The sequence below is a fragment of the Lentilitoribacter sp. EG35 genome, assembly GCF_040784015.1.
GTDB lineage: Bacteria > Pseudomonadota > Alphaproteobacteria > Rhizobiales > Rhizobiaceae > Lentilitoribacter.
This window is the reverse complement of record NZ_JBFNGQ010000007.1, coordinates 1-24912: the sequence shown is the minus strand read 5'-3', so window position 1 is coordinate 24912 and position 24912 is coordinate 1. Positions and strand designations below refer to the sequence as shown.

Genomic DNA, 24912 nt, shown 5'->3' with positions numbered 1-24912 from the left:
GCTATGAGCCGAATTCTAATTACTGGAGCGACAGGTTTTCTTGGTGGTGCACTGGTTAAACGGTTACACAATGACGGTTTTGACATCGTAGCGACAGGACGTAACAAGCGTATGCTGGAAAGCCTGCCGTTACCGAATAAAAATAAAATTGAAATAGATTTAGCAACAACTTCACCGACAGACTTACTGGCGAAATTTGGCGATATAGAGCGCATTATTCACTGTGCTGCCCTTTCTTCCCCTTGGGGCGGCAAAATCGCTTTCTGGTCGGCAAATGTTAGAGCAACTGAGAATTGCCTTACGCTCGCCAACGCTCTAAATATTGAGCACTTTGTACACATTTCTTCACCAGCTGTTTATTTTCAGTTCCAAGACCAGCTAAATGTTGCGGAGCATTTCACACTACCAAAACCTGTCAACCACTATGCTCGCACCAAAGCAATAGCCGAAAGTCGAGTGAAGGCAAACGGTCTGGCCTATACCATAATTCGGCCAAGAGGCATCTATGGCCCAGGTGATACTGCACTGCTGCCTCGCCTTTTACGAGCCACAGAAACAGGCCCTCTTCCACGGTTTCAAAATGGATCTGTTAAAACTGACGTAACATATATTGATGATGTGCTGGACGCTATTTCCTGCACGTTGAATTCTCAGCAGCAGGCGATCAATAAAACATTTAATATTTCAGGAGGCGTTGCTCTTCCAATTTGCCAAATTGCGGAAAGGGCGTGCGCTGCAAAGAATATAAAAGTCCGTTGGCGTAATCTACCAATCGGGCCGACACTGGCGGCAGTTCGCACAAATGAATTCATATCAAAGATGCGATCTGGAAAACCAGAGCCACGCATCACAGCTTACGGCCTTGGTGTGTTCGCCTATAGTCAAACCCTTGACATTTCAAATGCTCAAAAGCATCTAGGTTGGCAGCCCAAAATTTCGCTTGAAGAAGGTCTTGAGAGAACTTTTTACCTACAACACGGGCGGCAGGTATGAGCACAACAATGCCCAACTTCTTTACAACATCCATTTTGCCAGTAAGCGAGAGACTGGTTTTAAAAGGTGGAGCGAAACGGCCGATACCCGTTCGCGTCCGCGTTGGCTATTTTCACCATCCGCGTTTTGGTCATACGCTTATTGATACTGGCTATAGCCGTTACGTAACACACCCCGAAAAGAGTGACTTATTGCTGGCTGCATATCGGCTCATTGTGAAACCCAAAATTCTGAATAAAACGCCACTAAAAACAGGACTTGCCCAAATTGGCATAGATAAGAACGAAGTCGAAACTGTCATTTTAACACATTTCCATGCCGACCATATTGGTGGCTTGCTTGATCTTCCCAATGTCAAAATATTGTGCTCAAGGTGGGCATGGAACAGCTTTCTGGAAAAAGGAAAAATCAGGAATGCTTTGAATGGTGTATTTTCGATCTTGATGTCTGACGACTTCGAAGGCCGCGTTGCTTTTTTTGAAGATACCTTTGTTTCACCCGCTCCTCTTGGCCTTGGAGATGGTTTTGATATAGCCGGAGATGGATCTATTATCTCTGTTGACCTTCCCGGTCATATGGAGGGTCATGTTGGCATCTGTTTTCCTAAGCTTCCTAAACCGTTTCTATATGCTGCAGACACACAATGGCTCTTACAGGCGATCGAGGAGGATCTGTGCCCTGGTCTTCCAGCTCGACTTGTTTATCAAGACGCTCGTGCTGCGAAGCAAAGTGTGACAAAGGTTAAAAACTTTATGGAACAGGGGGGGGATGTGATGCTGTGTCATGATCCGCACCTTCACCCCTTGGATATCGATGGGGAGTTTGCAGTTTGAACCTAGCTATCTTTTCCGCACTTTCGTCCTATTTGCGCGTGAGGTGTTTTTCACACAAAATTCGCAATCGTGCTTCGTTGGCAGCATGGCAGAAAAAACAACTCGCGAACTGGCTTAAAAATGATCTTCCAAAGGTTAAAGCATTCAGCGAATATGGAGATCAAACAATTGAACTAAGCGATCTGCCTATTATGGAAAAGTCGGACCTCATGACAGACTTCGCGCGCTACAACAACCAAAATGTCACCAATGAGCAGGGTTGGGCGGCATTTGAAACCAGCAAACAAATCGGCGATTTCATTGTCGGCGCAAGTACAGGCACAAGCGGAAACCGTGGCCTATTTGTTATTTCGCAAATTGAGAGATTTAAATGGCTAGGCACAATACTTGCCAAAGCAATTCCCACTTTCTGGAGACAAAAAAATCGAATTGCGGTTCTTCTGCCTATTGATACGCCACTCTATGATAGTGCCAATCATGTTCGTCTTTTGGAAATTAAGTTTTTTGACATCAATTTTCCCCTGGAGGAAATCAGCGCAGAACTGGAGGCCTTTAACCCAACAATATTAATCGCACCACCACGCATATTACGCAGGTTTTGCGAAACTCCCACAAAACTCCTACCACGATTACTATTTTCCGCTGCGGAGAAGTTAGAGGAGTTTGATAGGGAGATCATTGAGCATAAATTCGGCGCTCCCTTGCGTGAAATCTATATGGCTACAGAAGGATTACTTGGTGTCTCCTGTTCGCATAACAAGCTTCATCTATGCGAAGACTGTATGCATTTTGAATTTATGCAGGTGGGTGAAAATCTGGTTTCTCCAGTCATTTCAGATTTTAGTCGGAAAACACAAATCATGGCGCGCTACCGCCTGAATGATTTGCTTCGTCTGGATAGCGACCCTTGCCCGTGCGGATCACCTCTTATGGTTGTAAGTGAAATAATTGGGCGTCAAGATGATGTTTTCTCACTTATCGGACAAAACGATAAGCATGTTGAAATAACGCCAGATATTTTGCGCAATGTTATTGTTGATACGGATAGAGATATTTCAGACTTTCGCCTGCTACAAACAGGACCATTGAACCTTGAACTCCAACTACCAGATTATTGTTCTTTCGAAGTCAAGCAGCTCGTACGTGAACGGCTTAATCAGCTGCTTGGCAAACATGGTGTATCTCCCGATGTAAAGATTACTCATACGCCAGTGGAGCCGCAAACTGCCCGAAAATTGCGGCGTGTAGAAAGATGCTGGTTTCCGTGACTGAGTTTAAAACCAAACACCCACATAGAATACTTGTAACTGGAGCTCGCGCACCTGCTGCGCTTCATATTGCACGGCTGCTGACCGATGCTGGTTGTCACGTCTTTATGTCCGATACATTGCGTTGGCCATTTAGCAACGGATCACGAGCCTGCATTCAATATTATCGTTTTCGCTCTCCGGTCGAAGACTGGGAACGTTTTTGTTTTGATATTGTTCAATTGATAAATGACAATAGTATTACACACGTAATTCCAACATGTGAGGAAGTATTTCATCTGGCTAGGCTATGGAAAGATTTAAAACCGACTGCCTCACTCTTTGCTCCAAAGGTCAGCACTCTTTTGAATGCACACAATAAACTTTCTTTCATCCAACGAGCTGCCGATCTTGGGCTGGAAGTGCCAGATACTCGGTTATTACTTTCGCCAGATGACATCCAAAAAAGCGATCATACGCGCGTTCTAAAGCCTATATGGTCAAGATTCGCTGAAAAGGTTTTCATTCAACCAAATTCATCCGATCTGCAAAAAATAAAGCCATCTGCTGCAGCGCCGTGGATATCGCAAGAGTTTCTTGAAGGCGAGGAAATTTGTGCATTCGCTTTTGCTAAAGATGGAAATACTTTGGGCATTTCCGCTTATCACCCGCTATATCGGGCAGGAAAAGGAGCGGCAATCTATTTCAAACCTGTGGCAACCGAAATCGTCGCACCATTTGTCCAAACCTATATTGAAGGCGAAAACTGGACCGGCCAAATTTCATTTGATTTAATAAGGATGAAAGATGGGAAGATACTGCCATTGGAATGCAATCCGCGATCAACAAGCGGCATCCACTTTTTTCGAGATCCAACATCTTTTTGCTCAACTTTCCTTTGTAATGAACAAGATGGACCAGAAGCAGATCTAAGTATATCACAATCCGTACCTCTTGCCATGCTCAGCTATGGATTGGTTGAAGCAATTAGGCGCCGGAAATACAGGCACTGGATATCAGACTTACAGAACTCAAGAAGCGCAATGAAATGGCCCAATGATGCCATACCTATCTGGCGGCAATTTCTTACAATCATGGAATTCACTTTACGATCGCTACATAATCGAACCAGCCTGCTAGAAGCAACAACCTCCGACATCAGATGGGATGGAGACCCTAAAAAGTGATAGTTAAAACGGCAGCATAGCCACCAAATTTAGAAGAAATCTCAACATTAACATTGTCAAATGCCGGATCGCTAGCAATCATACTTTCGAGACTATATCTTGGGAAAACGTGGAAATAAGTCAGATTTTTTCGAAGGCGCTCTCGCACCCATACAGGCCAACTTTCCATGGTCGAAAAATCCACAATAACAATCCTACCCCCATGCTCACGGCACGTCGCAGCGGCAAGACGCAGAAGTTTTTCCCAGTTCGGGATCATAGATAGGCTATAGGAGAAAACATACACCCGTGATTGCGGTGGCTTCTTAAGATAGTCCGCAAAATCCTGAAGTCGAATATCAATACGTTTCCCAAGATTAGCTTTAGCTACCTTTTTACGCGCGAAATTGATCATTTCGCTGGAGACATCAAGACCCGTGAATTTTGTTTGATTACCCGTACGATCTTTAGCCATCAGAATGAGATTCCGAGCCGTACCAGTGCCAATCTCACAGACATGAGTGGGGTGATTTAGCAAAGCAGCGCGGCGCATATCAGACCGACCAGCCAGAAAAAACGGCCTCGTTACATCATAGATATATTTCATATACCGATATGTAACATCCATTAAGGCGCCATGTTTGACCATTAAATCTTGGCCTTCATTATGGCTATCTGAACCGTTCTCTTTTTTCATGTGAACAACAATGTGGTCTTCTTTAATTATCCTATTCATGGGAGTAACATGCTCGTAGCAAGGAGACCAGTATGAGTAAGAAAAGTAACGAGCAAAGTCTTATTCTCGACCACCATTGGTATCCTGTGTCGCGATCAGTTGATGTGCGCTCAAAACCTAAACGCATCATATTTGATCAAACTCCTTACGTGCTGTTTAGAAACAACGATGCAATTGCATGTCTTCAAGACATCTGTCCGCACCGGTTTGCACGTTTCTCCGACGGGAAAGTGGTCAATGGCACGATAGAATGCCCCTATCATGGGTGGCGGTTTAATGGAGGAGGTAAATGTACTCACATACCAGTTCATGAGGGAGCAGTACCAAATCGCATGGTTCGGTCACTTTCTGTACGTGAAGAAAGTGGCCTAATATTCGTTTGCCAATCGCCGCAACAAGGTATCGAACCCTTCAAACCTACGTGGGACAACCGCGCCAAAGTACGCTCAATTGTTCAAAGTGAAACTCGTACAAGTCTGGTAAATGTTGCTGAAAACGTCCTCGATCCAACGCACACTCTTTTTGTACATAAGGGCATTATGAGAGGAATGAGTGAACGCCGGTCCTCAGTTGATATATATGTTAATGCAAGTGAGGGAAAAGACGGGTTTCAAATTGATGTCAGGTTTGAAGGTGAAGAACGGCAAAACGGTTGGTTAAGTCGTTTGTTGGAAGGAAATCGGAGCATCAGTACGGGTACATTTATGATGCCAGGCGTTGTCGAGTTGCAATATTGGGCAAAGGATAAATTATCACTAGTAACGACGCTTTATTTCACACCAATTGATCGCTATCATCAGCTTGGTTTTGCTATTCTAACAGGTGCTAAAAATTATGGACTTGGCTACTTGAAGAAATTAATATTCGTGCCAGCGATGCATCACATCATTGGTCAGGATCGTGTTATGATGGATAATTCCCAACTGAACTGGGAAATGAATGGACAACCCAAACGTGCGATGTCCCCAACCGATTTTATCCGACCAAGCATCGAAGCTATTCTTGAAGATAAAGAACCACCAACCCTTCAAAACCCATTGCAATTAAGATTTATGCTCTAGTAGAAATTAGGTCATATTTTGGTGTTAGAGGCCAGCTTTTACAAATGACAATCCGTTAATATAATTCACCTGATTTAACTTAGGTCGGTAAAATGTATGAGATTCAAGACAATAGCGTTTTATGGAACGGGCGAGCTATTAAGCACGCAGATCCCAAAAGTTTTGACATTTTATCTGATATAATTGGTCGTGACGCAGCGTCCGTATATATGTCTGGCAAAAAGCAGAATGTTGGGGCCTCCAATTTTGCCATCCTGTCCGATACCTATGCTCATAACAACGAAACTATCTATCAAATCCTCCCGACAAAACTGAAAATTTTAAAGAATGTGGATGTCAAAAGTTTCGCAGCAGTCGGGGATTTTTTTGGACGCGATGATTGTAATGCATTCTTCTTTGATAAACGTCTGAGATTAAGTAAAAGCAAAGTTTCGAGCGACCTTAAAAGCCTTGGTCATGTATATGCGACAGACGGAGCTATTTTATTTTTTGGAGCAGAGGTGATCTCTGTGCCAACGAACATCGACATGACCAGCTCCAAAATCCAGCTCAAATGGTTTTCGGATGATGACGTAAATTTGCCACCTATTGCACTCACTGACGGCATTAGTTGTTGGGTGGCATCGCCGCACTATGAAGATCTGTGGACTGAGTGCGCAGGTGCAGACTTTGCTACTTTGCAACCACTTGTTTCTGATCTGGGAGAATATTCCAGCAACTCCTATGCGATTGACGAAGAGCACGTTTGGTTCCGCGGTAATTTGCTTGCGGGAATATCATCGGCAGGCACACGAATATTTGGTAACGACATGCTCACCGATGAAAAAAACATATGGCATGGCGCAACATTACTTCCGGAGAGCCCGGATGACATCACATATATCAAAAAGCATTTCACACATACTCCGAACTATCTGGATGGTCCCCTCCTGCACCATGGTGACCGGGTGGTTTTGTACGATATGGAAAAAGGCGCCCAAACACTCGCAACAGCAACACCGCAAGCCTTCACAAACAAAGATCTCGTTTTTACGTTAAATAAAATATTTGCATCAATGTTTGCTGTGTTTTCCACCTTCCCTCCGCCATTCCAGGATTTGAATGAAATTCGGGAATATTTAGACAATCATGCCAATACTCTACAGGCAAACTCTAGCCTACCGAAATTCACCGCAACGCTATCGACCAACGGAAACATAGAGCTTGCTCTTGCCGATGGCACAATTCTTACCCAACCTGTTTCCTGTTGGTATACTCTCGGTTGTCATTTCTGGTGCCATATGCAGCAATTCGAACCGATGTTTTTGCCCTATCCAGCGGCCGGCACAACGCTGCCCGATAGTATGGATATGCACTTGTTACTTATTGCAGAACATCGGTCTGCCCTATGGGAGCTTGTTGGACATGTTTTTGAACAAGGTTGTGAACAACAATCGCGGGTGTTAGCTCATTTCTGCTTCTTTCTGTCTTATCAACATCAAGACCTCAATGACGAGGAACTAAATGAACTTGTCCGTCTTCCCAAAGAGTTAATGAATGAATTTCGCTATGAAAGTAAATGTCGAGATATCGCCGCAACAACAAATTTGGCAGCTGCGCGGACAATTATAGAAGCTCGCTCGTTATATTCGCAGGATTTCCGGAATCGGATGGATGCCATCAATTTCTTACACGGATTAACATTGGATACCGATAAAATTGGCATCTTCTTTGATGAGATTATTCCCACCGTTATGACCTGCTATGATCAAGAACCATTTCCGGCTCTGCGCGAACAGTTGGGAATGGTTCTCGAAGCAACTTTGATCAGCGCTCAAGTAGATGGCGAAGCCTTTAGAAAATTTCATAATGACAAAATGCTGCCTGTGATAGAGTTTTGCATTGCCAGAGGAATTAACACCATTTTTAATCGTGCCCGATTGACCGAAACGTTATGGGCTCTTGACCAAAACGATAGGGCCGAGATTACAGCTAGCAAACTTTTGAAAGATCTTGGTGATGACTTCGCACTTCCTGGAATCTACATGGGACGCCTTACCCATCGCAGCCCAAGGATTTGGTTTCTCCGCGGCAAAACTGATATCTGTTGGCGCGATGCAGATACCGAAACCCATAAAGATCGCCTTTTAAAGCTCGACGACGAGTTTTCTGATCTTATAACTCACTATGGCAAGGGTGCAGCCAACTGGCCTGAGATGAAGGATATCAATGACAAAATCAACCTTTACCGACAAGCGATAGAAGATAAGAAAATATAGTGATGCAATAAGGTAAATGGCAGACAACCAGAACTTGGAATTGAAGCGGGAACATAAGATGAAGCTAAATTACACGTACAAATTCGAAGATTATCTGGCAATCAATAACGCACGTGATAAGAACAGAAAAAATGCGAAAACTTATCAAATAATATTGTACTTCTTTATTCTATTAAATATCGCGGTGTCTTTGAACTGGCTTTACAAAGTTACGGCATTTGACATGGCATGGGAATATTGGATGCTTATAAACCCATTTGCATTGCTACTTCTTCCATTTAATTTCTATGTTCTAAGGCCGTGGAAACTCCGGCGACATTATAAATTACAGCTTTTGGATAACAAGCAAGTTGATTTCGAAATAACGGATAAGGGGGTAGTCTCAGCAACCGACGGACATATAGGTGAGTCTGATTGGACGCGGATTATCAAAGCAAATGAGGAAGAAAGACATTTCCTACTTTGGGTCAATCATGCAAACGCATATTCTATCCCCAAACGAGCATTTTCAAGCCTCGAAGATGAAAAATACCTGCGCGACATGATTGCAAAACACGTGATATAGGAATGCATACTTCTAATGGTTTATTGGTATCCGCATTTAGGCATAAAATATCAAGTGTGAAATTAAAATTTGACCTTTCATCAAAATCACAGCAATGTGACCTTAACTGGAAGTCAAGCTCCAACGAAAGAAGGCCGCTCAACTTGAGCGGCCTTTGTCAATTTGTGGTACGACATATCCAACTTAACTGAACATATCGGAAGTAATGCCTTTATACCAACCTTCTGATTCTTCGTAAGTCGTCTTCCGAAGCTCAGCATCTTCACCTGTTGCCGAGATAAACTTATCGACGACTTCTATAGCTTCAGCACCTGCCTTATAGCTTGCACCCACTTTGACGCCATTGTCATTGTCAATCAAACTCCAACACGTATTCGCAAATTTAGGTTCGAAAATGCGAGAACCGGTCAACTCACCCCGGATTGCGTTTGCAGCTACTTTAGCTTGGCTATTTGCAGAAAAACCTGATTTTGGCATTGCGGAAGCAACAGATGCATCGCCAAGAACATGAATATTCGGATCTGCTTTAGACGCCATTGTCGCGGGGATAATTGGAGCCCAATCACCATCAGTCACACCAGCGGCCATGGCGATTGAACCTGCTTTTTGCGCAGGGACTACAGACGCAGCATCTGCTTTAAATGTTTCAAGATCTGTCTCTATCTCCAGCGTATCGGGATTAACATTTTTAATTCCACCATGAAGGTCCGAGCCAATCCATTCAATCATATCCGGATAATTGTCTTGCCAACCTTCCATAAACAAAGCCTGCTTGGAAAACTTTTCCTTTTGATCCAACACGATAATCTTCGCGGTTGGATTTTTCTCTCTTAGAATATGAGCAATCATTGACACGCGCTCATAAGGACCTGGAGGACACCGGAAAGGATTTGGCGGAGGAACCATTATGAATGTTCCACCTTCTTTCATATTTTCAACTTGGTGCTTAATTAATTGAACCTGGCTGCCAGACTTCCAGCCGTGAGGCATGGTATCTTGCGCATCCACAGAGTAACCAGAAACACTTTCGTATTTCATATCAATACCAGGTGACAGGATTAATTTATCATAGGTAACGTTGGCTCCAGATGCCAATTTCACCTGCTTGTTTGCACCATCAACGCTCATAGCCCAATCGTGAATAACATTGATACTATGATTGTTTGTCAGCCCATCATATGTATGACCGATTGATGCATAATCGCGGAAACCGCCAAGATAAAGATTTGAAAAAAAGCAAGAGTAATATTGCTTACTTGCTTCAATTAAAGTTACATCAATCGCACCCTTGCTATCTTTTGCGATGTAGCGTGCAGCTGTTGCACCACCAGCACCACCGCCTATAACAACGACGCGGGGTTTTGCTTGACCGAAACTTAGACTAGGAGCTGCTAGTGTGGTTGCAGCTAGACCCGTTAATCCTACAAAATGCCTTCTGTTCATCTTCATATTACACTCCTCCCATGTTAATCGACCCGAACTACGGTTCGATAGTTTCGAAATAGGCTGCAAGTGCAGCCAATTCCTCGTCATTTAACCTCTTCGAAATAGTGTTCATTACTAAGTGCTCTCGCTGGTCATGTTTGTATTCAAACATAGCGTATATAAAGCTATCCGTTGGCCAACCCACAATTGCCGGTATGCCATCAACCTCGCCACTGATTTGATGACAAGTGACACATTCACCAGATAGATATTCGCCATATTCAACATCACCCTTTATCTGGTTCGCCGCCCGTGAGAGCCTATCGATATCGACTTCATCCATTGCCTTCGCAAATACAGTTACACCAGCCAGCGCTATTGCCAACCAAACAAGTGCTATGCTGCTATTTTTCAAAACGGCAAACACTTGGTTGACTATCATTCTATCGACCCAGCGCCATCATCCACATCGGCATCTGGCGTCACGTCTAGTACGCGTGCACGCATGGTCACTTGCGCAAGTCCCTGCTGGCAATCTTTCATGCAAGGCTCTGTTGCAATAGAATATTGCGGTTCGTCATTGCGATTATCGGCAATGAAATTTTCTTCATTGGGTAGACGAATTTCACCGAAGTTGGATTTTGAAAGTTCAAACTCCTCATCATCGACGATGTCGTTCAGGTAAAGAAGATAGGCCGTTAATGCATAAACGTCATCATTGGATAATGAACGGGCATTGCCAAATGGCATGGCTCGATTTACATAATCAAACACAGTGGATAGATAGGGCCAATATGAACCGATCGTCTTTTCTGGACGTTCTTCGGTTAGTGTATCCTGACCGCCCGCCAATACAGGCCATCGATCTTTACCCTCACCAAAATCACCGTGGCAAACAGCGCAGTTATCAGTGTAGATCGGCTCACCTTGCGCGACGGTTCCTTTACCTTCGGGTAAACCTTTACCGTCTGGCCGAATGTCTATATCCCATGCAGAAATCTCCGCATCTAGAGCTTTACGTCCCAGATGAAATATACCGTGTTTTGGCACCACCACATCTTTTGCCGCTGTTGCTGTTGTTGTTGTTGCAACTTCGGTCGCTGGTTCTGGTTTTCCAACTTCATCCGCGGCGTTCGATTTTTCCGTTACGGGTTCTACAACTGGAGCTTCTTCCCCAGCGGTTTCTGTGCTCTCAGATGAGAATGTTTTTAAATATGCTATAAGATTGTCTCTGTCTTTTTGTTTTTTGAGACCTGCAAATGACATTCTGGTTTTTTTGATCATTTTTTTTGGTTTCGTTAGAAACTGATGCATTGTTTCATCATTCCAAACCAATCCTTCATCACCAGCAATTTTCATATTTTTGGAATATTTAAAACCTTCAATACTCCCGGCTACCCTTCCAAAGACATCATTAAGTTGGGGTCCAACTTTGTTTTTGGCGCCATCACCTACTGCGTGGCAAGCTTTGCACTTTTTAAAAACCTTCTCGCCTTTTGCCGCATCTTGCGCTGTTGCAAGCCCGACTGCCGACAAAAATAATGCTAGAGCAAGAATGCTTGGTTTAAGAAATTTCAACATTTTCAGCACTCCCGTCGGCTTTAATATGCCAGGTTTGGATAGAATTGTTATGGTAGATAGAACTTACACCGCGCTCTTTTCGCAATGCGTTTTTCGTAGGCTGGATATTTCCCATTTCATCAATCGCCCTGCTTTGCAAAAATAACTCAGAGCCATCCCAGTCAAAATCATGGTAAAAACGATGCATCGATTTATCAAAGCTTGGTCCGTCTAGGCGGGCCGTTTTCCAGTTGCGGCCACCATCGATAGAGACGTCGACACGTTTGATTTTTCCATACCCTGACCACGCCACACCGGTTAAAACGGTTGCGCCTTTTCCATGAGTAATCGGCGCTTGGGGGCTTGGATTTGTGATGACTGATTTAACATCCATCGTCCACGTAAACCGTCTGGCTTTTCCATCTTCCAAAAGGTCGGTGTATTTGGAGGTTTCTTCACGATGATGCCAAGGTTGATCGCCAACTTCTAAACGGCGCAACCACTTGACCCACATATTGCCTTCCCAGCCCGGAACAACCAGCCGAACAGGATAACCTTGTTCCGGGCGCAGGGCTTCACCATTCATCTTGAACGCAACAAGACAATCGTCCAAGGCTTTTTCCATTGGTATAGAGCGCGTCATAGCCGCAGCATCCGCACCTTCTGCAAGCAACCACTTTCCTTCAGGCTTAATACCAGCTTCATTAAGCAGATGTTTTAACGGTACGCCCGTATACATCACATTATGGATCATACCGTGGGTGAATTGGCAGCCATTTAACTGAGCGCCACGCCATTCCATCCCGGAGTTAGCAGCACACTCAAGGAAATAGATTCTGTTCTCACGAGGGAAGCGCTTTATATCTTCAAGAGTAAACACTAGAGGTATATCTACCAAACCATTGATCATAAGGCGGTGATCTTCAGGAGCAATCTCAGCAATACCGCCATGATGCCGCTCAAAGCACAAACCATTTGGCGTGATAATACCATCCAGCTCATGCAGCGGCGTAAAGTTAACTGATGATTTTGGATCGGCGGTTAACCATGCCACATCGCGGCGAACAACATTTTTTTCAAATTCAGAAGGCACACCATAAGGCGCAGCATCCACTCCATCTCCTAGATACCGGTTCCAATCCTGTACGTCAGTGATCAACGGTTCGGGCGTCGCAGCCTTTGTCCCGTTGGAAGCTAAAAGGCTAGTTGCAGCGGCGGCGCTGCCAGCCAAAGCAGTCTTTGACAATAAAGATCGTCGGCTGGGGTTTTCTAATTGCTCAGTTTTTTCACTCTTTTCGAGTGGAAGGTGATTATTATATTTGTCCGGCATTCATGTCCTCCTGAAGATAAATATAATATATTCAAAAAACACTATATATCAAGTGATTTTAACCTCTCCATCAATCCTCAATTAGCCCGCAACCGTCACACTTTCATTCTTCGGCATATTGATTATCTGTTTTTTCGTAATGTAATCTTCCATAAGATCATAGATCGCGGGTCCTTCAACTCCCTCATTAACCGAGGCCCAGCCAGCAACCACATAATTACGCGATGCTTCCAATAATTCGCCGGTTTTAAGCAAGGTCATATTGCTTATCCGATTGCCAATTTCATTTGCTGGAGCGCATGTATAGCCCATACCGCCCACACGGACCATATCGCCACCTTGCTGAAAGAACGGATCTTTATTGAAGAGGTTGTCACAAACATCCTCCAATATTTCCTTGAGTTGTGCACCGGAGAATTCTAATCTGTAGACACTTGGGTAATTCATACTTGTTTGGTTATAGAGATCATCAATCGTGATATCTTGACCGGGTAGAAGGGTTGTTCCCCAACGGAAGCCTGGTGACAGAGATATCTCCGCATCCCGTTCTTCGATAAGTCCTTCACAAATCAAATCGTCCCACGTACCGTTAAAATTGCCACGGCGATATAATAATCCTTCGGTCTTGCCGATTATGCGATTACACTCAGCTTCATAAGGAGCGCGTACTTCGTCAATTTTAGCGCTCATTTCCGCATCTGGCTTTATGACATCAGAAAATATTGGTATCAGATATGATGAAAAATCGACGACTTTTCCACCCTGAACATCAAGGTCGACCCGTCCCAAATATTTGCCATGCGAACCTGAAGATAGAACCAGAGTGGAACCGATTTCAATGGCTTTGGGAACTGCGTCATGTGTGTGGCCAGTCAAAATAACGTCGATACCAGACACTACTGTTGCCAGTTTCTGGTCAACATCAAAGCCGTTATGAGATAGTAAGACAACAACATCTGCACCAGCAGTACGGGCTGCATCAACATTCTCCTGAATAACCTCAGGCCGTATTCCAAAAGACCAATTGGGTATCATCCACCGCGGGTTTGCAATTGGCGTATAAGGCATTGCCTGGCCGATAACCGCAATTTTGCTCCCACCTTTTTCGTAAAATGCAGTATGCTCGAATACCGGCTCGTCCCACTCCGTATCGAAAATATTACTCGCTAGAAATGGATACCCCATATCATCGGTAATCTCTTCCACACGATCTTGCCCAAATGTAAATTCCCAATGCCCGACCATCGCATCGGGCTTTAGAAGTTTCATACAGTCGACCATATCCTGGCCATTTGTCTTTAATGATGTGTATGAGCCTTGCCATGTATCACCGCCGTCTAACAACAAGACGCTATCATCACCGCGATCAGCGCGAATAGCTTTGACGATGGTTGCCGTGCGATCTAAGCCTCCAAGCTTGCCGTACGTACGCGCTAAGTCCACATAATCGACCATTGTATGCGCGTAAGCGAGCGGGGAACCCTTGTCTATGCCAAAATGTGATAGAAAAGTTTCACCTACCAAATGCGGCGGAATACCCTCAAAAGCCCCTACTCCGATATTTGTATCTGGCGGACGGAAATAAACTGGTTTTAACTGTGCATGCACGTCAGTGATATGCAGCAACGTTACTTTACCTTTAGCATCAAACTTGAGAAGGTCATCCTGTGTGATTTTTTGCTGAGCAAGAGCGCGTGTTGCATTGCCTAAATATCCGGCAGATGCCGAGAGCGCTGCACCTGCAATGGCTGTGTATTGCAAAAAATCACGACGAGTAATCATTTTCATTCTCTCAAATTTAAAAACACATAGACAAGCCAACGAGATAGATATTCATCATATACTCGGCGGATATAGTTGATTGGAAGGGCAAGATGCCCAACCAATTAGTTTCTAATCGCTGGTGTTTCCACTGAAAGCCCTGTCCCACGCCATGTCACGTAGACTTCGAGCGCCATCAATTCGTCAGAAAAAGCTGCCGGATACTCCGCACGCGTGTCCCGAATACAACCCCTAAAACGATTGTGAACTGATACCAAATCAGATTGCTTCAAACGATATGTCGGAAAACCATTCAGCTGCCCCTGACTAAGGTGATCAGCACGAATGCGATTACCGGCATTTTGTTCATGACAGGATGCGCATGATAAATTAAGTTGACCTGTACGAGTATAGTATTTTTCCTTGCCGCGATCCCACCATGACTGCATATCACCAACACTTAGATCAAGTGCAACAGGCATTCCAAGAGACTGATTTTTAATGTATGCGGTAAGTGGCTTCTGGCCGCCTTTATCAAAAGCATAAGGTTCTGCACCCATGTTTTCTTCGCGACATTGATTAATTTTCAACTCGATATTGATCGGCTTATTATTCTTTGCATCCCATTTAGGATAATTGGAACCAACACCCTTCATGCTTTCAGCGGCATCGCCATGGCAACTGGCACAAGATTTACCTGCGCTACCCTCGACCTTGTTCCAAAGTGCCTCGCCCTCTTCAACACGTAACATCCCTGGATTATCGAAACTATCTGACTGAAGAGCACGCGTTTCGGAGGTTCTATATCTCCAACCAGAAATAACCTCATCCATCGGATGATCTTCCGGCGCTTTGGTAAGAGTCGTCATTTCAATCTCACCATCTATAATCAATTCCTGATCCACAGGATCGGCATTCACTGCTGAAACAGTTCCCAAGACTGCAGCACTAGCAATCAATATTTTGCTTATAGTAACTTTCAAAACATTCCCTCCCGAATGTGACGCTTATCAAACGCCGACCTAGATAGATCTAGCTCACAGTTATTTCTTTCTCACTGGTGTAGACGCTGCCATCATCATCAGTCCAAGAGAATTTAAACGTACCAGATTCATTCATTCTAACCGTAAATTCAACATAAGGATTTGCTGAAACAGCAGCATGCACATCGGCAGAAAAAACGAGCACACCGTTAAACGTTGCTTCGAATTTATTTATGATTTTACGAGGGATAAGTTTGCCCTCTTTATCTTTACGCTGACCTGATTCCATTTTGTGGCTGATCAGCGTTTTAATTGTAATGACCTCTCCAGCTTCGGCTGTTTTGGGTACTTTTACACGTGGTTTAGATGCCATTCTCGTTCTCCTTCAGATCAACCGCCACATCCGCCGATAGTGACCTTAACCTGCTTCTTATCCATAAATACTGATCCGTCGGCCATTTTTGCGACTGCAATAACATTTTGTGTTCTTGCTAGACGCATACGCGTTGTTGCACTTGCAGATCCGCTCAAAGCCGTAAAGTGAAACTGCACAACATCTGGAGAAGGATTGTCTTCTGCAAAAATTGCTACGAATTCCACCATATCGCCGTCGACCATTTTACTGTCGACAGACACACCAACGGGAACGGTATTTCCGTTTTCCGCAATTTCCGGTGCTGTTAAGGTAACCTTACCCATTTCAGGCATCTTGCCACCGGTAAGTGCCAATATAGCTTGTTCAGTTTCTTGGACTCCTGCCCAGCTTGATGATACGCTCAAACCAGAGGCTGCGAACGCTGCTGCGCCTGCAGAAAGTGTGAGAGCTTGTCGGCGTGTAAGTTTCATTGCCGTTTCCTTTTCTATTCTTTCAGCGTACTTAAATACGCGATTACATCCTCAATTTGCTCAGCACTCAGGATGGTTTTGCCAATCAGGTCTTTGCGGACATCTTGACCAACTTCCAGAGAATAAAATCCTGGCATAACAGTTTCATCCCCGAATACGGCCTTAGAGTTAACCAAAATTGCGCGCAATTGCTGTGGCTCCCAACGATCGGCAACACCATCCATCTCAGGACCAACATCACCATGAAATAGCTGCTTGATCATGTCTTTATTTGCATGACAGGCCAGACAATTACCCAATTTTTTATTGCCAAAAACAGTCGCACCTGCCTCTGCATTGCCTGCGGAACCTGTCAGCGACATAGCAACCTCGCCGTCGACAATGGTTACATTTTCCGGCGCTATAATTTCTGCGTTAGATATCGAAGTTCCGGCAAGCAAAAAAATTGCCGCAATCACCCCTCTACGAAAGATCATAGATTGTTCCTCCAAAATTTGGTGCGACCCTCCGACGCACCACTCCTCAATTGAACGCTAACCTTAATCGAATTCAGAATCAATGCATAAATTGCATTTTTTGAATGTATTCAATAAACTTATTCGACGATAAGCTTACCTGCCGCTCGTGCTTCCTCGATTTTGCGTGCGTGATACTTCTGGAAATGCTCTTCGCCTTCATAACCTTTTTCATTAACCCATTTAAACATATCTAAGAATGTCCATTTGCCAAACGCACCGGGCATCTTTGAAGCAGCAATATCTGTAGCTGTCTTCCCTTCTTCAGTCCTTTCCGGCAAGAACATCATTGTAGGTGTGAACACTATGCCCCATTTTCTCGCGGCAGTTTTTTCCGTAAGGGTTTCTCCATCGGTATCGATGACTTCTTCATCACCAAATAAATTGAATTGCACTACATTAAAGTTGGCCTTGATGTAATCAGCCACTTCTGGATCGCTCAATAATTCCTCGTGCATCTTTGCACAGTAAATACAGCCGCGTTGCTCAAATATGATAACGAGCCGTTTCCCCTCTTCGCTCGCTGTTTCTATATCTTCTGCGACATCCTTGAATGTGAGTGAAAACCAGTCTTGCTTATGCAAACCGTCTTCACCAATTGTGCCGGCGTGCGCGTTGCTCACAGTAGTGAACATCACAAATAAATAACAAAGAACATATTTCATAATTTATCCTATCCGATGGTTGCGAAACTGGGAAAAGTTTCAAGCAGCCACTGAGCTATACGTGACATGCTGCCTGTTATGAATAAAATTCCGGTCAACACCAAAAGCAGACCCATAGCGATTTCGACCTTTCTCAGATGCTTTTTAAATTTGCTGACGATGCTTAAAAACCTGCCGACAAACAACGCGGCGAGCATAAATGGAATACCAATTCCTAATGAGTATGCACCCAACAATGCCGCACCCCTCAAAGCGGTGCCTTCGCTACCTGCAACAAATAAAATTGCAGCCAGCACCGGACCTACACATGGGGTCCAGCCAAATGCGAATGCTAGCCCCATAATATAGGAACCGATAAAACCTGTACTATCGCGCTTAACCTCTACACGCGCTTCTCGATAGAGCAAACCAATCTTAAATAGACCGAGAAAATGAAGCCCCATTATGATGATTAAAGAACCTGCGATAATGGCCAACGTATCGAAATGTTGCGCTATTGATTGTCCAATGAAACTCGCCGTTGCACCTAGAGCTACGAAGACAGTTGAAAATCCGAGAACGAAAAAAAATGACGCAAGGAATATGCGGCGGGCAGTCCCTTTATTAATGGAATCATCACTTAGTTCACTAAAACTGATCCCTGCCAAATATGCCAAATAAGGCGGTACGATTGGCAAAACACACGGCGATATAAACGACAATAGGCCCGCTAAAATTGCTCCGCCAATCCCAATATCAAGCATATTCTCTCCCCACTAGGTATTTGTTTATGTTTTTACAGGACAGGCATAGAAAACATATGGATTTTACTATATATTGAAATCTGAAAATCGCAACGGGAAAATATAAATGCATCTGGAACTCAAAATATTCAGGCATTTTGCCATCGGCTACACAGCTTTAATTGCTATGTTTTCCGACGGTCGAGCTGCTGAACTTATTATGCTGGAGCAGCCTGGTTGTGCATGGTGTCAGCGCTGGCATCAGGAAATAGGCAGCATCTACCCAAAGACAGGTGAAGGATTAAAAGCACCGTTGCGGCAAGTTAATATACACCAGCCTTGGCCTGAAGATTTAGCCAACATAAAAAAGGAACGCTTCACACCAACTTTTATTGTTGTATCCAATGGAGTTGAGATTGGTAGGTTAAGAGGATATACAGGGGATGAATTTTTCTGGTATTTATTAAATGAAGTACTGGATAAATTGCTTGATCCTTCAGGCCTGAGTAAAGATAATTCCTAGGGTAAAACGAATATGGCACTACCAAAATTGGACCCCAATGCAAGCCCCGCTGAACTTGCGGAGCTTTTAGCACAAGCAAAAAAGGCAAGTGAGCTTCTAAAAGCGCTCTCTCATGAGACGCGATTGCTTATCCTATGCTTATTGTCGGAGGGTGAAAAATCTGTTGGAGAGCTTGAAGAAATCATGTCTATGCCGCAAGCAGCGGTTTCACAACAACTTGCACGTTTGCGTTTTGACCGACTTGTAACAACACGTCGAGAAGGTCGCATTATTTACTACAGCATAGCCAGCGCAGAAGTTGGTGGAATTATTGAACAATTATATGGGTTATTTTGCGCACCAGTGAGGCCTGATCAAAATCAATGATATAATATTCTTGCATTTGGGAGGGTGCGAAATATGGATATCTGGAATTATATGTTGCCACTGAGCGGCTTGCTAGCCGGTATTTTGCTTGGATATGTTGCTCGACGAAATTTCTTTTGCACATTATCAGCGCTTGAATCTCACTGGTACGGTAACAATTCAACGGGGTTACGCACATGGGTTCTTGCAGCAATTTGTGCAGCCTTTTTTACCCAAACCCTAATATATTTTGATATGGTTGATATCTCGCAGTCATTTTATCTAACTCCTAACTTTAGCTGGCTAGGTGCAATCATTGGTGGTCTTTCGTTTGGCTTTGGGATGGCTTTCGTGGGCACCTGCGGGTTTGGCGCTTTAGTCAGGCTTGGTGGCGGCAGTTTGAAGAGCTTTATTGCGCTTCTCATACTGGGCATTACAGCTTTATCGGCACAAAGGGGGTTGTTGGGATTTTCTAGAGCTGGTTTTACAGACAATTTTCAACTTGGTTTATTTGGTGCTGAAAATCAGTCAATCCCGGAAATTGTCAACAAGTTTTCAGGGTTAGATATATCACTATTTACGACATTAATTTTACTGGCCATTCCCCTGCATTGGGTTTTAAAGGATGCTAGGTTTCGCACAGAGATAAAAGGTTATGTTACCGCAGTTACAATTGGGATGATTTGCGCGTTTGGTTGGTATGTAACATCGCATGCCTCGCAAGTATCATTTGAAAATGTACAGATCGAGTCAATGAGCTTTGTCACACCAGTTGGAGACACACTTTTCCAGTTTGCAACTTTTACCGGGGTTGGACCAGACTATGGTGTTGGCCTGATTTTTGGTGTGGTTATAGGCGCTACAATCGCAGCAAGATCTGCAGATAACGTTACATGGGAAGCTTGCGATGATGCACGCGAACTTGGCCGCCATCTATTAGGAGCTGCCATGATGGGTTTTGGCGGCGTGTTAGCATTGGGCTGTACAATTGGCCAAGGCATTAGTGCTGCATCTTTACTGACCATTTCGGCGCCTATCACAATGCTATCTATCGGCTTAGGCGCAAAGATGGGCCTCGCATGGTTGCTGGAAGGTTCTATCAAGCCGGCATTTAGTTTTCGCTAACCCGCCTCGCTAGACTTGAACAAATTTGTATGCATTGCCTGACTTTTCTACACGACCTAACCCACCATTGGGCAAATGATAGCCAATTAGTTGCATCTTTTCTTGTGCCAACCGATCCAGTAATCTAACTCTGGTTTCAATTCCCCTTTCGCTATCGTGGTCAGAGCCTAACGGCCACGATGGCTTGGCAAAGGAAACAATATCGTTGGTAATCGCATCACCTATAACCATAAGGCTTTCATCATCACTTGCGCCATGGATCACAAATGCCATATGGCCAGGCGTGTGGCCAGATGTATCAAAGGCCTCAACACCGGAAATGACCTCATCACCTGAATTAAAAAGCTGAACGCGTTCTTTCATCACGTCCAACCTATTTTGTGCGCCAACGGCAAAAACTTCTCGCCCGTCACTCATTTGTTGAATTACGTCTTCGCTCGTCCAAAAATCCCATTCCACCTGCGGGAAATATAAATTGGCTTCTGGAAATGTTATCTCGTCAAAGTCATCAAGAATACCCCACAGATGATCAGGATGCCCATGGGTGAAGATCACGTCTGTAACCTCAGACACATCAATCCCCGCAGCGTCAAATGATTCCATCAGTTTTCCAGCACTTGGCATGAAATTACTTCCAGCACCTGCATCGAACAAAATTTTGCGATCACCATCTTCAACATATGTTAGGTTACATTTTGGCTCTAAAGCTTTGTTATTCATTCCGTGTTTAGCAAGGAATGGATCAAGCTCGGACTTATCTATGTCTGGGAAAAGAAAGGAAACAGGCAGTGAAAGATTTCCATCACTTAACGAGCTGATATTCTTTCCGCCAGATTGTAAAATCATCTTTGCCTGCAAGTTCCTCATTGGGATCAGCGCAGCGGCTGTTGCAGCCACACCAGTTTGCAAAACCTGTCGTCGGGTAAAATTCGTAAGACTCATGCCACTGCCCTCGATAACGCACATTGTGCCCAAAGCTCGCTGAGCGCATCTGCAAGATGCTCAATGTCCGTTGAGCTGTGAAGTGGAGATGGCGTAAAGCGTAACCGTTCTGTTCCAACCGCTACGGTTGGGTAATTAATAGGTTGAACATAGACACCATACTGATGCAGTAAAATATCAGATAGATATTTGCACTTCTTGGCATCGCCAACCATAACTGGAACAATGTGGCTTTCATTGAGAAGGTGAGGAATTCCGCGTTTGTCTAGTGCGGCACGCAACTGCGCCACACGATCTCTCTGCATCTCTCGCTCAAGGTTGCTTGCTTTAAGATGCATAATTGACGCTTTTGCACCAGCCGCAATTGCCGGAGGCAAAGCCGTTGTAAAGATAAAGCCGCTCGCAAACGAGCGTACAAAGTCACAAATCACACGCGTACTTGTTATATACCCACCCATAACACCATAGGCTTTGCCAAGCGTGCCCTCAATAATTGTCACTCGATCCATGAGCCCATCTCGCTCCGCGATTCCACCGCCGCGCGGACCATACAGTCCAACCGCGTGAACTTCATCAAGATATGTCATTGCATTAAATTCATCAGCGAGATCACAAATTTCCCTTATGTGTGAAATGTCCCCATCCATTGAATATACACTTTCAAACGCGATCAATTTCGGGTGATTGGGATCAACATCTGCCAACTTGTTTCGAAGATCTTCGAGATCATTATGTTTGAAAATAACGTAATTTGCACGACTATGACGGATGCCCTCAATCATAGACGCATGATTTTTTTCATCAGAAAATACGATGCAATTGTCAATTCGCGAAGCGATTGTTGATAATGCCGCCCAATTTGACACATAGCCAGATGTGAATAAAAGTGCGTCTTCTTTTTGATGCAAGTCGGCAAGCTCTTTCTCAAGATCAACATGATACTTATTCGTGCCAGAAATATTCCTTGTTCCGCCTGCACCCGCGCCACATTCTTCAAGTGCAGCTTTCATTGCAGCAAGTGTCTTAGGGTTTTGCCCCATACCTAAATAATCATTTGAACACCAAACTGTGATATCATCTGGGCCTTCTTTATGATGAAGTTTAGCAGTTGGAAATGCGCCAGCTTTGCGTTCTATGTTGCGGAACACACGATAATTTCCATCATCATGTAGTTGTCTTAACTGGCGTTCAAAAAGCTCATTACAATGCATATGATTTTTCCTATGTATTGTAACAAACTGCAAACTTTAAAGATAAAGGTCAACCCAATCTCAGATATTTTTTAGAAATTTCAGGACAGTGGAAAATTAACATTCACAGGTAATTTGAACCTTTGCCATGCTTAGAACCATAGTATTTTAGACCATGCACTCAAAGAAGTAGTCGAAAAGCAATGAGAAACACTTAAACACCTGCGACGTGTTCATTGCTCTTTCTTTACAATTTTACATAGAACTATTTGGGTCATTAGCATAGATAATGCCATATAGCTTATTGGTTGGATTCATTTTGTTCGACCTTCACATACACCATCACCAAAAAGCATTGGTGGTCCCTGTGCTAGAACTGCGCAAGCTTTAAATAGGTAAATTGAGATCTAAAGAAGCATTTTCACAACCTAAATCAGTAAGTTAATGGTGCACCCGGCAGAATTCGAATCTGCGACCTCTGCCTTCGGAGATCGCCATTTAAGCAATTGATATATATGGATAATTATGAATATCCATTTGTTTCTATTCATTGTTTCTTGTTTTAAGAAACGATAGAGTTGTCTCCAAATTCCTCCGAATTCTTTCCTGGTGGTGACCAGGTGATGACCCGAATTGGAGTATGAAATGAGCAAAACCAAGAATAGTATAAAACTTACAAAACGATCTGTTGATGCAGCTGCATCTAAATCCCGACGTTACACGATATGGGATGATGAACTCAAAGGTTTCGGCCTAAGAATTCAAACAACTGGAGTCAAAAGCTTCATCTTGCGGTATCGACCTGGCGGCGGAAGAAAAGCTCCAATTCGGCAAATCGTTCTGGGGCGCTATGGCGTATTGACCGTCCAAGAAGCCAGAAAACTTGCACAGCAAAATCTTGGTCAGGTTGTAGAGGGCTCCGACCCCGCTCAAAGACGACATTCACTTCGTCAGCAAATGACGATTGCCGAGCTCTGTGATTTATATTTCGCCGAAGGCACGGCAACGAAAAAGCCTCTACACTTAAAATTGATGAAGGACGAATAAGAAGACATATCAAACCAATACTGGGCAGCATTCAAATCGGAGCATTGCGGAAAGCTGACGTTGAAAGATTCATGCGTGATATTGCTGATGGTAAAACTGCGAGAACAATCAAAACAAAGAAACATGGAAAAGCGCTTATTCGCGGCGGCAAAGGTACTGCTACTAAATGCGTTAGTTTACTGGGTGCGATTTACACATTTGCACTTGAACGCGACCTCGTCACCTTCAGTCCAGTTCGTGGCGTGAAAAAGTTTCCGGACAACGTTAATCAGAATTATCTGTCACTCGATGATTTAAACCTTCTGGGCCAAGCTTTGTCGGAAATTGAAAGTGAAGGAGGCAGTCCGACTGGTATTGCCTGTTTACGCCTTTTAGCCTTAACCGGCGCGCGAAAAGGAGAAATTGTTTCACTCCGTTGGAATGAAGTTGATTCAAACAATTCATGCCTTTGTTTGGAAGATAGTAAAACCGGAGCAAAAATTATTCCACTGGGTCGAGCAGCAGTTGAGATTCTTGCTAATCAACCACGCATGCTAGAAGTTCCCTGGGTTTTCCCCTCAGAGCGAAATGAAGGTATAGTTTATTATTAAGGTATCGAGAAAATTTGGAGGAAAGTACGGCAAAAGTTAAATATGCCAAAACTGCGCATTCATGATCTGCGCCATTCCTTTGCTGCGGTGGGAGCGACGCATGGACAATCTCTCCCTATTATCGGTGCTATATTGGGTCATCGTGAAGTCAGCACAACGCAGCGTTACGCTCATTTGTCAGATATGCCAGTTAAAAGAGCCAGTGATAACATCTCAGCTATCATATCCTCTGCGATGGCTGGACCAAAAAAAACCTCCCACCAAACACCAAGCCGAACCTATAGATCAGGCTGAAGTTGCGGATCTCATCTCTAATCTTCAGAATCTACTCAAAAATGGCTCAACATGATTCAAAGTTAGGCTCAGGACCCATTAATTATCTTGCAAAGTTACATCAGCTCTGATTCATTTTATTGACTAAGATGGAGTTTATAATGAGCAATCTTTACTGGTTAACTGAGGTTCAAATGCTGCGGCTACGGCC

General features: G+C 44.0%; 25 protein-coding genes and 1 pseudogene. 12 read left to right on the top strand and 14 right to left on the bottom strand.

Annotated elements, in window-relative coordinates:
• Positions 1-3: 3 nt before the first annotated feature.
• The 4 genes from AB2J24_RS12900 to AB2J24_RS12885 are packed head-to-tail and all read left to right on the top strand — an operon-like array spanning position 4 to position 4260.
• Positions 4-993 carry an NAD-dependent epimerase/dehydratase family protein gene (locus tag AB2J24_RS12900; RefSeq protein ID WP_367385754.1) on the top strand — a complete coding sequence of 330 codons (990 nt, stop codon included), beginning with the start codon at positions 4-6 and terminating at the stop codon, positions 991-993.
• Positions 990-1826 (top strand): MBL fold metallo-hydrolase, encoded by an 837-nt coding sequence (locus AB2J24_RS12895; protein ID WP_367385753.1) that lies wholly within the window; start codon positions 990-992, stop codon positions 1824-1826. Before AB2J24_RS12900 ends, AB2J24_RS12895 begins: the two co-directional genes overlap by 4 nt.
• Positions 1823-3094, top strand: a complete 1272-nt coding sequence (locus tag AB2J24_RS12890; RefSeq protein ID WP_367385752.1) for a F390 synthetase-related protein — start codon at positions 1823-1825, stop codon at positions 3092-3094. Before AB2J24_RS12895 ends, AB2J24_RS12890 begins: the two co-directional genes overlap by 4 nt.
• Positions 3091-4260 (top strand): hypothetical protein, encoded by a 1170-nt coding sequence (locus AB2J24_RS12885; RefSeq protein WP_367385751.1) that lies wholly within the window; start codon positions 3091-3093, stop codon positions 4258-4260. The genes AB2J24_RS12890 and AB2J24_RS12885 overlap by 4 nt, the downstream gene beginning before the upstream one ends.
• Here AB2J24_RS12885 and AB2J24_RS12880 read toward each other — a convergent pair.
• Complete coding sequence (locus tag AB2J24_RS12880) at positions 4250-4936, bottom strand: class I SAM-dependent methyltransferase (protein WP_367385750.1); 687 nt, start codon at positions 4934-4936, stop codon at positions 4250-4252. The genes AB2J24_RS12885 and AB2J24_RS12880 overlap by 11 nt on opposite strands.
• A gap of 71 nt (positions 4937-5007) precedes the next feature.
• Between AB2J24_RS12880 and AB2J24_RS12875 the strand changes: the two genes are divergently transcribed.
• The 3 genes from AB2J24_RS12875 to AB2J24_RS12865 all read left to right on the top strand — a co-directional run bounded on the left by AB2J24_RS12875 (position 5008) and on the right by AB2J24_RS12865 (position 8859).
• On the top strand, positions 5008-6036 hold the full coding sequence (locus tag AB2J24_RS12875) for a Rieske 2Fe-2S domain-containing protein (protein ID WP_367385749.1): 1029 nt from the start codon (positions 5008-5010) through the stop codon (positions 6034-6036).
• Between the two features lie 92 nt (positions 6037-6128).
• On the top strand, positions 6129-8294 hold the full coding sequence (locus tag AB2J24_RS12870) for a DKNYY domain-containing protein (RefSeq protein WP_367385748.1): 2166 nt from the start codon (positions 6129-6131) through the stop codon (positions 8292-8294).
• 58 nt (positions 8295-8352) lie between these two features.
• A complete protein-coding gene (locus tag AB2J24_RS12865) occupies positions 8353-8859 on the top strand; it encodes a YcxB family protein (protein ID WP_367385747.1) in 507 nt (168 codons plus the stop codon).
• A 183-nt stretch (positions 8860-9042) separates the two neighbouring features.
• On the opposite strand, the gene AB2J24_RS12860 is transcribed toward AB2J24_RS12865, so the two are convergent.
• The 11 genes from AB2J24_RS12860 to AB2J24_RS12810 all read right to left on the bottom strand — a co-directional run bounded on the left by AB2J24_RS12860 (position 9043) and on the right by AB2J24_RS12810 (position 18687).
• Complete coding sequence (locus tag AB2J24_RS12860) at positions 9043-10308, bottom strand: NAD(P)/FAD-dependent oxidoreductase (RefSeq protein ID WP_162652109.1); 1266 nt, start codon at positions 10306-10308, stop codon at positions 9043-9045.
• Positions 10309-10339: 31 nt separating this feature from the next.
• Positions 10340-10726, bottom strand: a complete 387-nt coding sequence (locus tag AB2J24_RS12855; protein ID WP_162652110.1) for a c-type cytochrome — start codon at positions 10724-10726, stop codon at positions 10340-10342.
• On the bottom strand, positions 10723-11865 hold the full coding sequence (locus AB2J24_RS12850; protein ID WP_367385746.1) for a c-type cytochrome: 1143 nt from the start codon (positions 11863-11865) through the stop codon (positions 10723-10725). Before AB2J24_RS12850 ends, AB2J24_RS12855 begins: the two co-directional genes overlap by 4 nt.
• A complete protein-coding gene (soxC, locus tag AB2J24_RS12845; protein ID WP_162652112.1) occupies positions 11849-13174 on the bottom strand; it encodes a sulfite dehydrogenase in 1326 nt (441 codons plus the stop codon). Before soxC ends, AB2J24_RS12850 begins: the two co-directional genes overlap by 17 nt.
• 81 nt (positions 13175-13255) lie before the next feature.
• The gene (soxB, locus tag AB2J24_RS12840) at positions 13256-14956 is read right to left on the bottom strand and encodes a thiosulfohydrolase SoxB (RefSeq protein ID WP_367385745.1); all 1701 of its coding nucleotides are present in this window, start codon (positions 14954-14956) and stop codon (positions 13256-13258) included.
• A gap of 104 nt (positions 14957-15060) precedes the next feature.
• Positions 15061-15891, bottom strand: coding sequence for a sulfur oxidation c-type cytochrome SoxA (gene soxA, locus AB2J24_RS12835; protein ID WP_367385880.1), 831 nt, complete (start codon positions 15889-15891; stop codon positions 15061-15063).
• Between the two features lie 76 nt (positions 15892-15967).
• The gene (gene soxZ, locus AB2J24_RS12830; RefSeq protein ID WP_162652114.1) at positions 15968-16291 is read right to left on the bottom strand and encodes a thiosulfate oxidation carrier complex protein SoxZ; all 324 of its coding nucleotides are present in this window, start codon (positions 16289-16291) and stop codon (positions 15968-15970) included.
• A gap of 17 nt (positions 16292-16308) precedes the next feature.
• Positions 16309-16764: a thiosulfate oxidation carrier protein SoxY gene (gene soxY / locus AB2J24_RS12825; RefSeq protein WP_162652115.1), complete on the bottom strand. Its 456-nt coding sequence runs from the start codon at positions 16762-16764 to the stop codon at positions 16309-16311.
• Positions 16765-16778: 14 nt separating this feature from the next.
• Entirely contained in the window at positions 16779-17240 is a 462-nt protein-coding gene (gene soxX, locus AB2J24_RS12820; protein WP_367385744.1) for a sulfur oxidation c-type cytochrome SoxX, read from the bottom strand.
• A gap of 119 nt (positions 17241-17359) precedes the next feature.
• Positions 17360-17914, bottom strand: coding sequence for a thioredoxin family protein (locus AB2J24_RS12815; RefSeq protein ID WP_367385879.1), 555 nt, complete (start codon positions 17912-17914; stop codon positions 17360-17362).
• Positions 17915-17952: 38 nt separating this feature from the next.
• A complete protein-coding gene (locus AB2J24_RS12810; protein WP_162652118.1) occupies positions 17953-18687 on the bottom strand; it encodes a cytochrome c biogenesis CcdA family protein in 735 nt (244 codons plus the stop codon).
• Between the two features lie 106 nt (positions 18688-18793).
• Between AB2J24_RS12810 and AB2J24_RS12805 the strand changes: the two genes are divergently transcribed.
• The 3 genes from AB2J24_RS12805 to AB2J24_RS12795 are packed head-to-tail and all read left to right on the top strand — an operon-like array spanning position 18794 to position 20659.
• Positions 18794-19189: a transcriptional regulator gene (locus AB2J24_RS12805; protein WP_367385743.1), complete on the top strand. Its 396-nt coding sequence runs from the start codon at positions 18794-18796 to the stop codon at positions 19187-19189.
• A gap of 12 nt (positions 19190-19201) precedes the next feature.
• Positions 19202-19555 (top strand): ArsR/SmtB family transcription factor, encoded by a 354-nt coding sequence (locus tag AB2J24_RS12800; protein WP_162652119.1) that lies wholly within the window; start codon positions 19202-19204, stop codon positions 19553-19555.
• A gap of 33 nt (positions 19556-19588) precedes the next feature.
• A complete protein-coding gene (locus tag AB2J24_RS12795) occupies positions 19589-20659 on the top strand; it encodes a YeeE/YedE family protein (protein WP_367385742.1) in 1071 nt (356 codons plus the stop codon).
• A 9-nt stretch (positions 20660-20668) separates the two neighbouring features.
• On the opposite strand, the gene AB2J24_RS12790 is transcribed toward AB2J24_RS12795, so the two are convergent.
• Together AB2J24_RS12790 and hemA are read right to left on the bottom strand one after the other, a co-directional pair.
• Entirely contained in the window at positions 20669-21601 is a 933-nt protein-coding gene (locus AB2J24_RS12790; RefSeq protein ID WP_367385741.1) for an MBL fold metallo-hydrolase, read from the bottom strand.
• The gene (gene hemA / locus AB2J24_RS12785) at positions 21598-22812 is read right to left on the bottom strand and encodes a 5-aminolevulinate synthase (RefSeq protein ID WP_367385740.1); all 1215 of its coding nucleotides are present in this window, start codon (positions 22810-22812) and stop codon (positions 21598-21600) included. The genes AB2J24_RS12790 and hemA overlap by 4 nt, the downstream gene beginning before the upstream one ends.
• 624 nt (positions 22813-23436) lie before the next feature.
• Between hemA and AB2J24_RS12780 the strand changes: the two genes are divergently transcribed.
• Both AB2J24_RS12780 and AB2J24_RS12775 read left to right on the top strand, forming a co-directional pair.
• Positions 23437-23838, top strand: a complete 402-nt coding sequence (locus AB2J24_RS12780) for an Arm DNA-binding domain-containing protein (RefSeq protein WP_367385739.1) — start codon at positions 23437-23439, stop codon at positions 23836-23838.
• Positions 23839-23909: 71 nt separating this feature from the next.
• Positions 23910-24722: pseudogene (locus AB2J24_RS12775) on the top strand (tyrosine-type recombinase/integrase).
• The last annotated feature ends 190 nt before the right edge of the window (positions 24723-24912 follow it).

Coding starts and splice junctions, on each gene's coding strand:
- AB2J24_RS12900 (WP_367385754.1), top strand. CDS start 4: ATGAGCCGAATTCTAATTACTGGAGCGACAGGTTTTCTTGGTGGTGCA.
- AB2J24_RS12895 (WP_367385753.1), top strand. CDS start 990: ATGAGCACAACAATGCCCAACTTCTTTACAACATCCATTTTGCCAGTA.
- AB2J24_RS12880 (WP_367385750.1), bottom strand. CDS start 4,936: ATGAAAAAAGAGAACGGTTCAGATAGCCATAATGAAGGCCAAGATTTA.
- AB2J24_RS12875 (WP_367385749.1), top strand. CDS start 5,008: ATGAGTAAGAAAAGTAACGAGCAAAGTCTTATTCTCGACCACCATTGG.
- AB2J24_RS12870 (WP_367385748.1), top strand. CDS start 6,129: ATGTATGAGATTCAAGACAATAGCGTTTTATGGAACGGGCGAGCTATT.
- AB2J24_RS12865 (WP_367385747.1), top strand. CDS start 8,353: ATGAAGCTAAATTACACGTACAAATTCGAAGATTATCTGGCAATCAAT.
- AB2J24_RS12860 (WP_162652109.1), bottom strand. CDS start 10,308: ATGAAGATGAACAGAAGGCATTTTGTAGGATTAACGGGTCTAGCTGCA.
- AB2J24_RS12855 (WP_162652110.1), bottom strand. CDS start 10,726: ATGATAGTCAACCAAGTGTTTGCCGTTTTGAAAAATAGCAGCATAGCA.
- AB2J24_RS12850 (WP_367385746.1), bottom strand. CDS start 11,865: ATGTTGAAATTTCTTAAACCAAGCATTCTTGCTCTAGCATTATTTTTG.
- soxC (WP_162652112.1), bottom strand. CDS start 13,174: ATGCCGGACAAATATAATAATCACCTTCCACTCGAAAAGAGTGAAAAA.
- soxB (WP_367385745.1), bottom strand. CDS start 14,956: ATGATTACTCGTCGTGATTTTTTGCAATACACAGCCATTGCAGGTGCA.
- soxZ (WP_162652114.1), bottom strand. CDS start 16,291: ATGGCATCTAAACCACGTGTAAAAGTACCCAAAACAGCCGAAGCTGGA.
- soxY (WP_162652115.1), bottom strand. CDS start 16,764: ATGAAACTTACACGCCGACAAGCTCTCACACTTTCTGCAGGCGCAGCA.
- soxX (WP_367385744.1), bottom strand. CDS start 17,240: ATGATCTTTCGTAGAGGGGTGATTGCGGCAATTTTTTTGCTTGCCGGA.
- AB2J24_RS12815 (WP_367385879.1), bottom strand. CDS start 17,914: ATGTTCACTACTGTGAGCAACGCGCACGCCGGCACAATTGGTGAAGAC.
- AB2J24_RS12810 (WP_162652118.1), bottom strand. CDS start 18,687: ATGCTTGATATTGGGATTGGCGGAGCAATTTTAGCGGGCCTATTGTCG.
- AB2J24_RS12805 (WP_367385743.1), top strand. CDS start 18,794: ATGCATCTGGAACTCAAAATATTCAGGCATTTTGCCATCGGCTACACA.
- AB2J24_RS12800 (WP_162652119.1), top strand. CDS start 19,202: ATGGCACTACCAAAATTGGACCCCAATGCAAGCCCCGCTGAACTTGCG.
- AB2J24_RS12795 (WP_367385742.1), top strand. CDS start 19,589: ATGGATATCTGGAATTATATGTTGCCACTGAGCGGCTTGCTAGCCGGT.
- AB2J24_RS12790 (WP_367385741.1), bottom strand. CDS start 21,601: ATGAGTCTTACGAATTTTACCCGACGACAGGTTTTGCAAACTGGTGTG.
- hemA (WP_367385740.1), bottom strand. CDS start 22,812: ATGCATTGTAATGAGCTTTTTGAACGCCAGTTAAGACAACTACATGAT.
- AB2J24_RS12780 (WP_367385739.1), top strand. CDS start 23,437: ATGAGCAAAACCAAGAATAGTATAAAACTTACAAAACGATCTGTTGAT.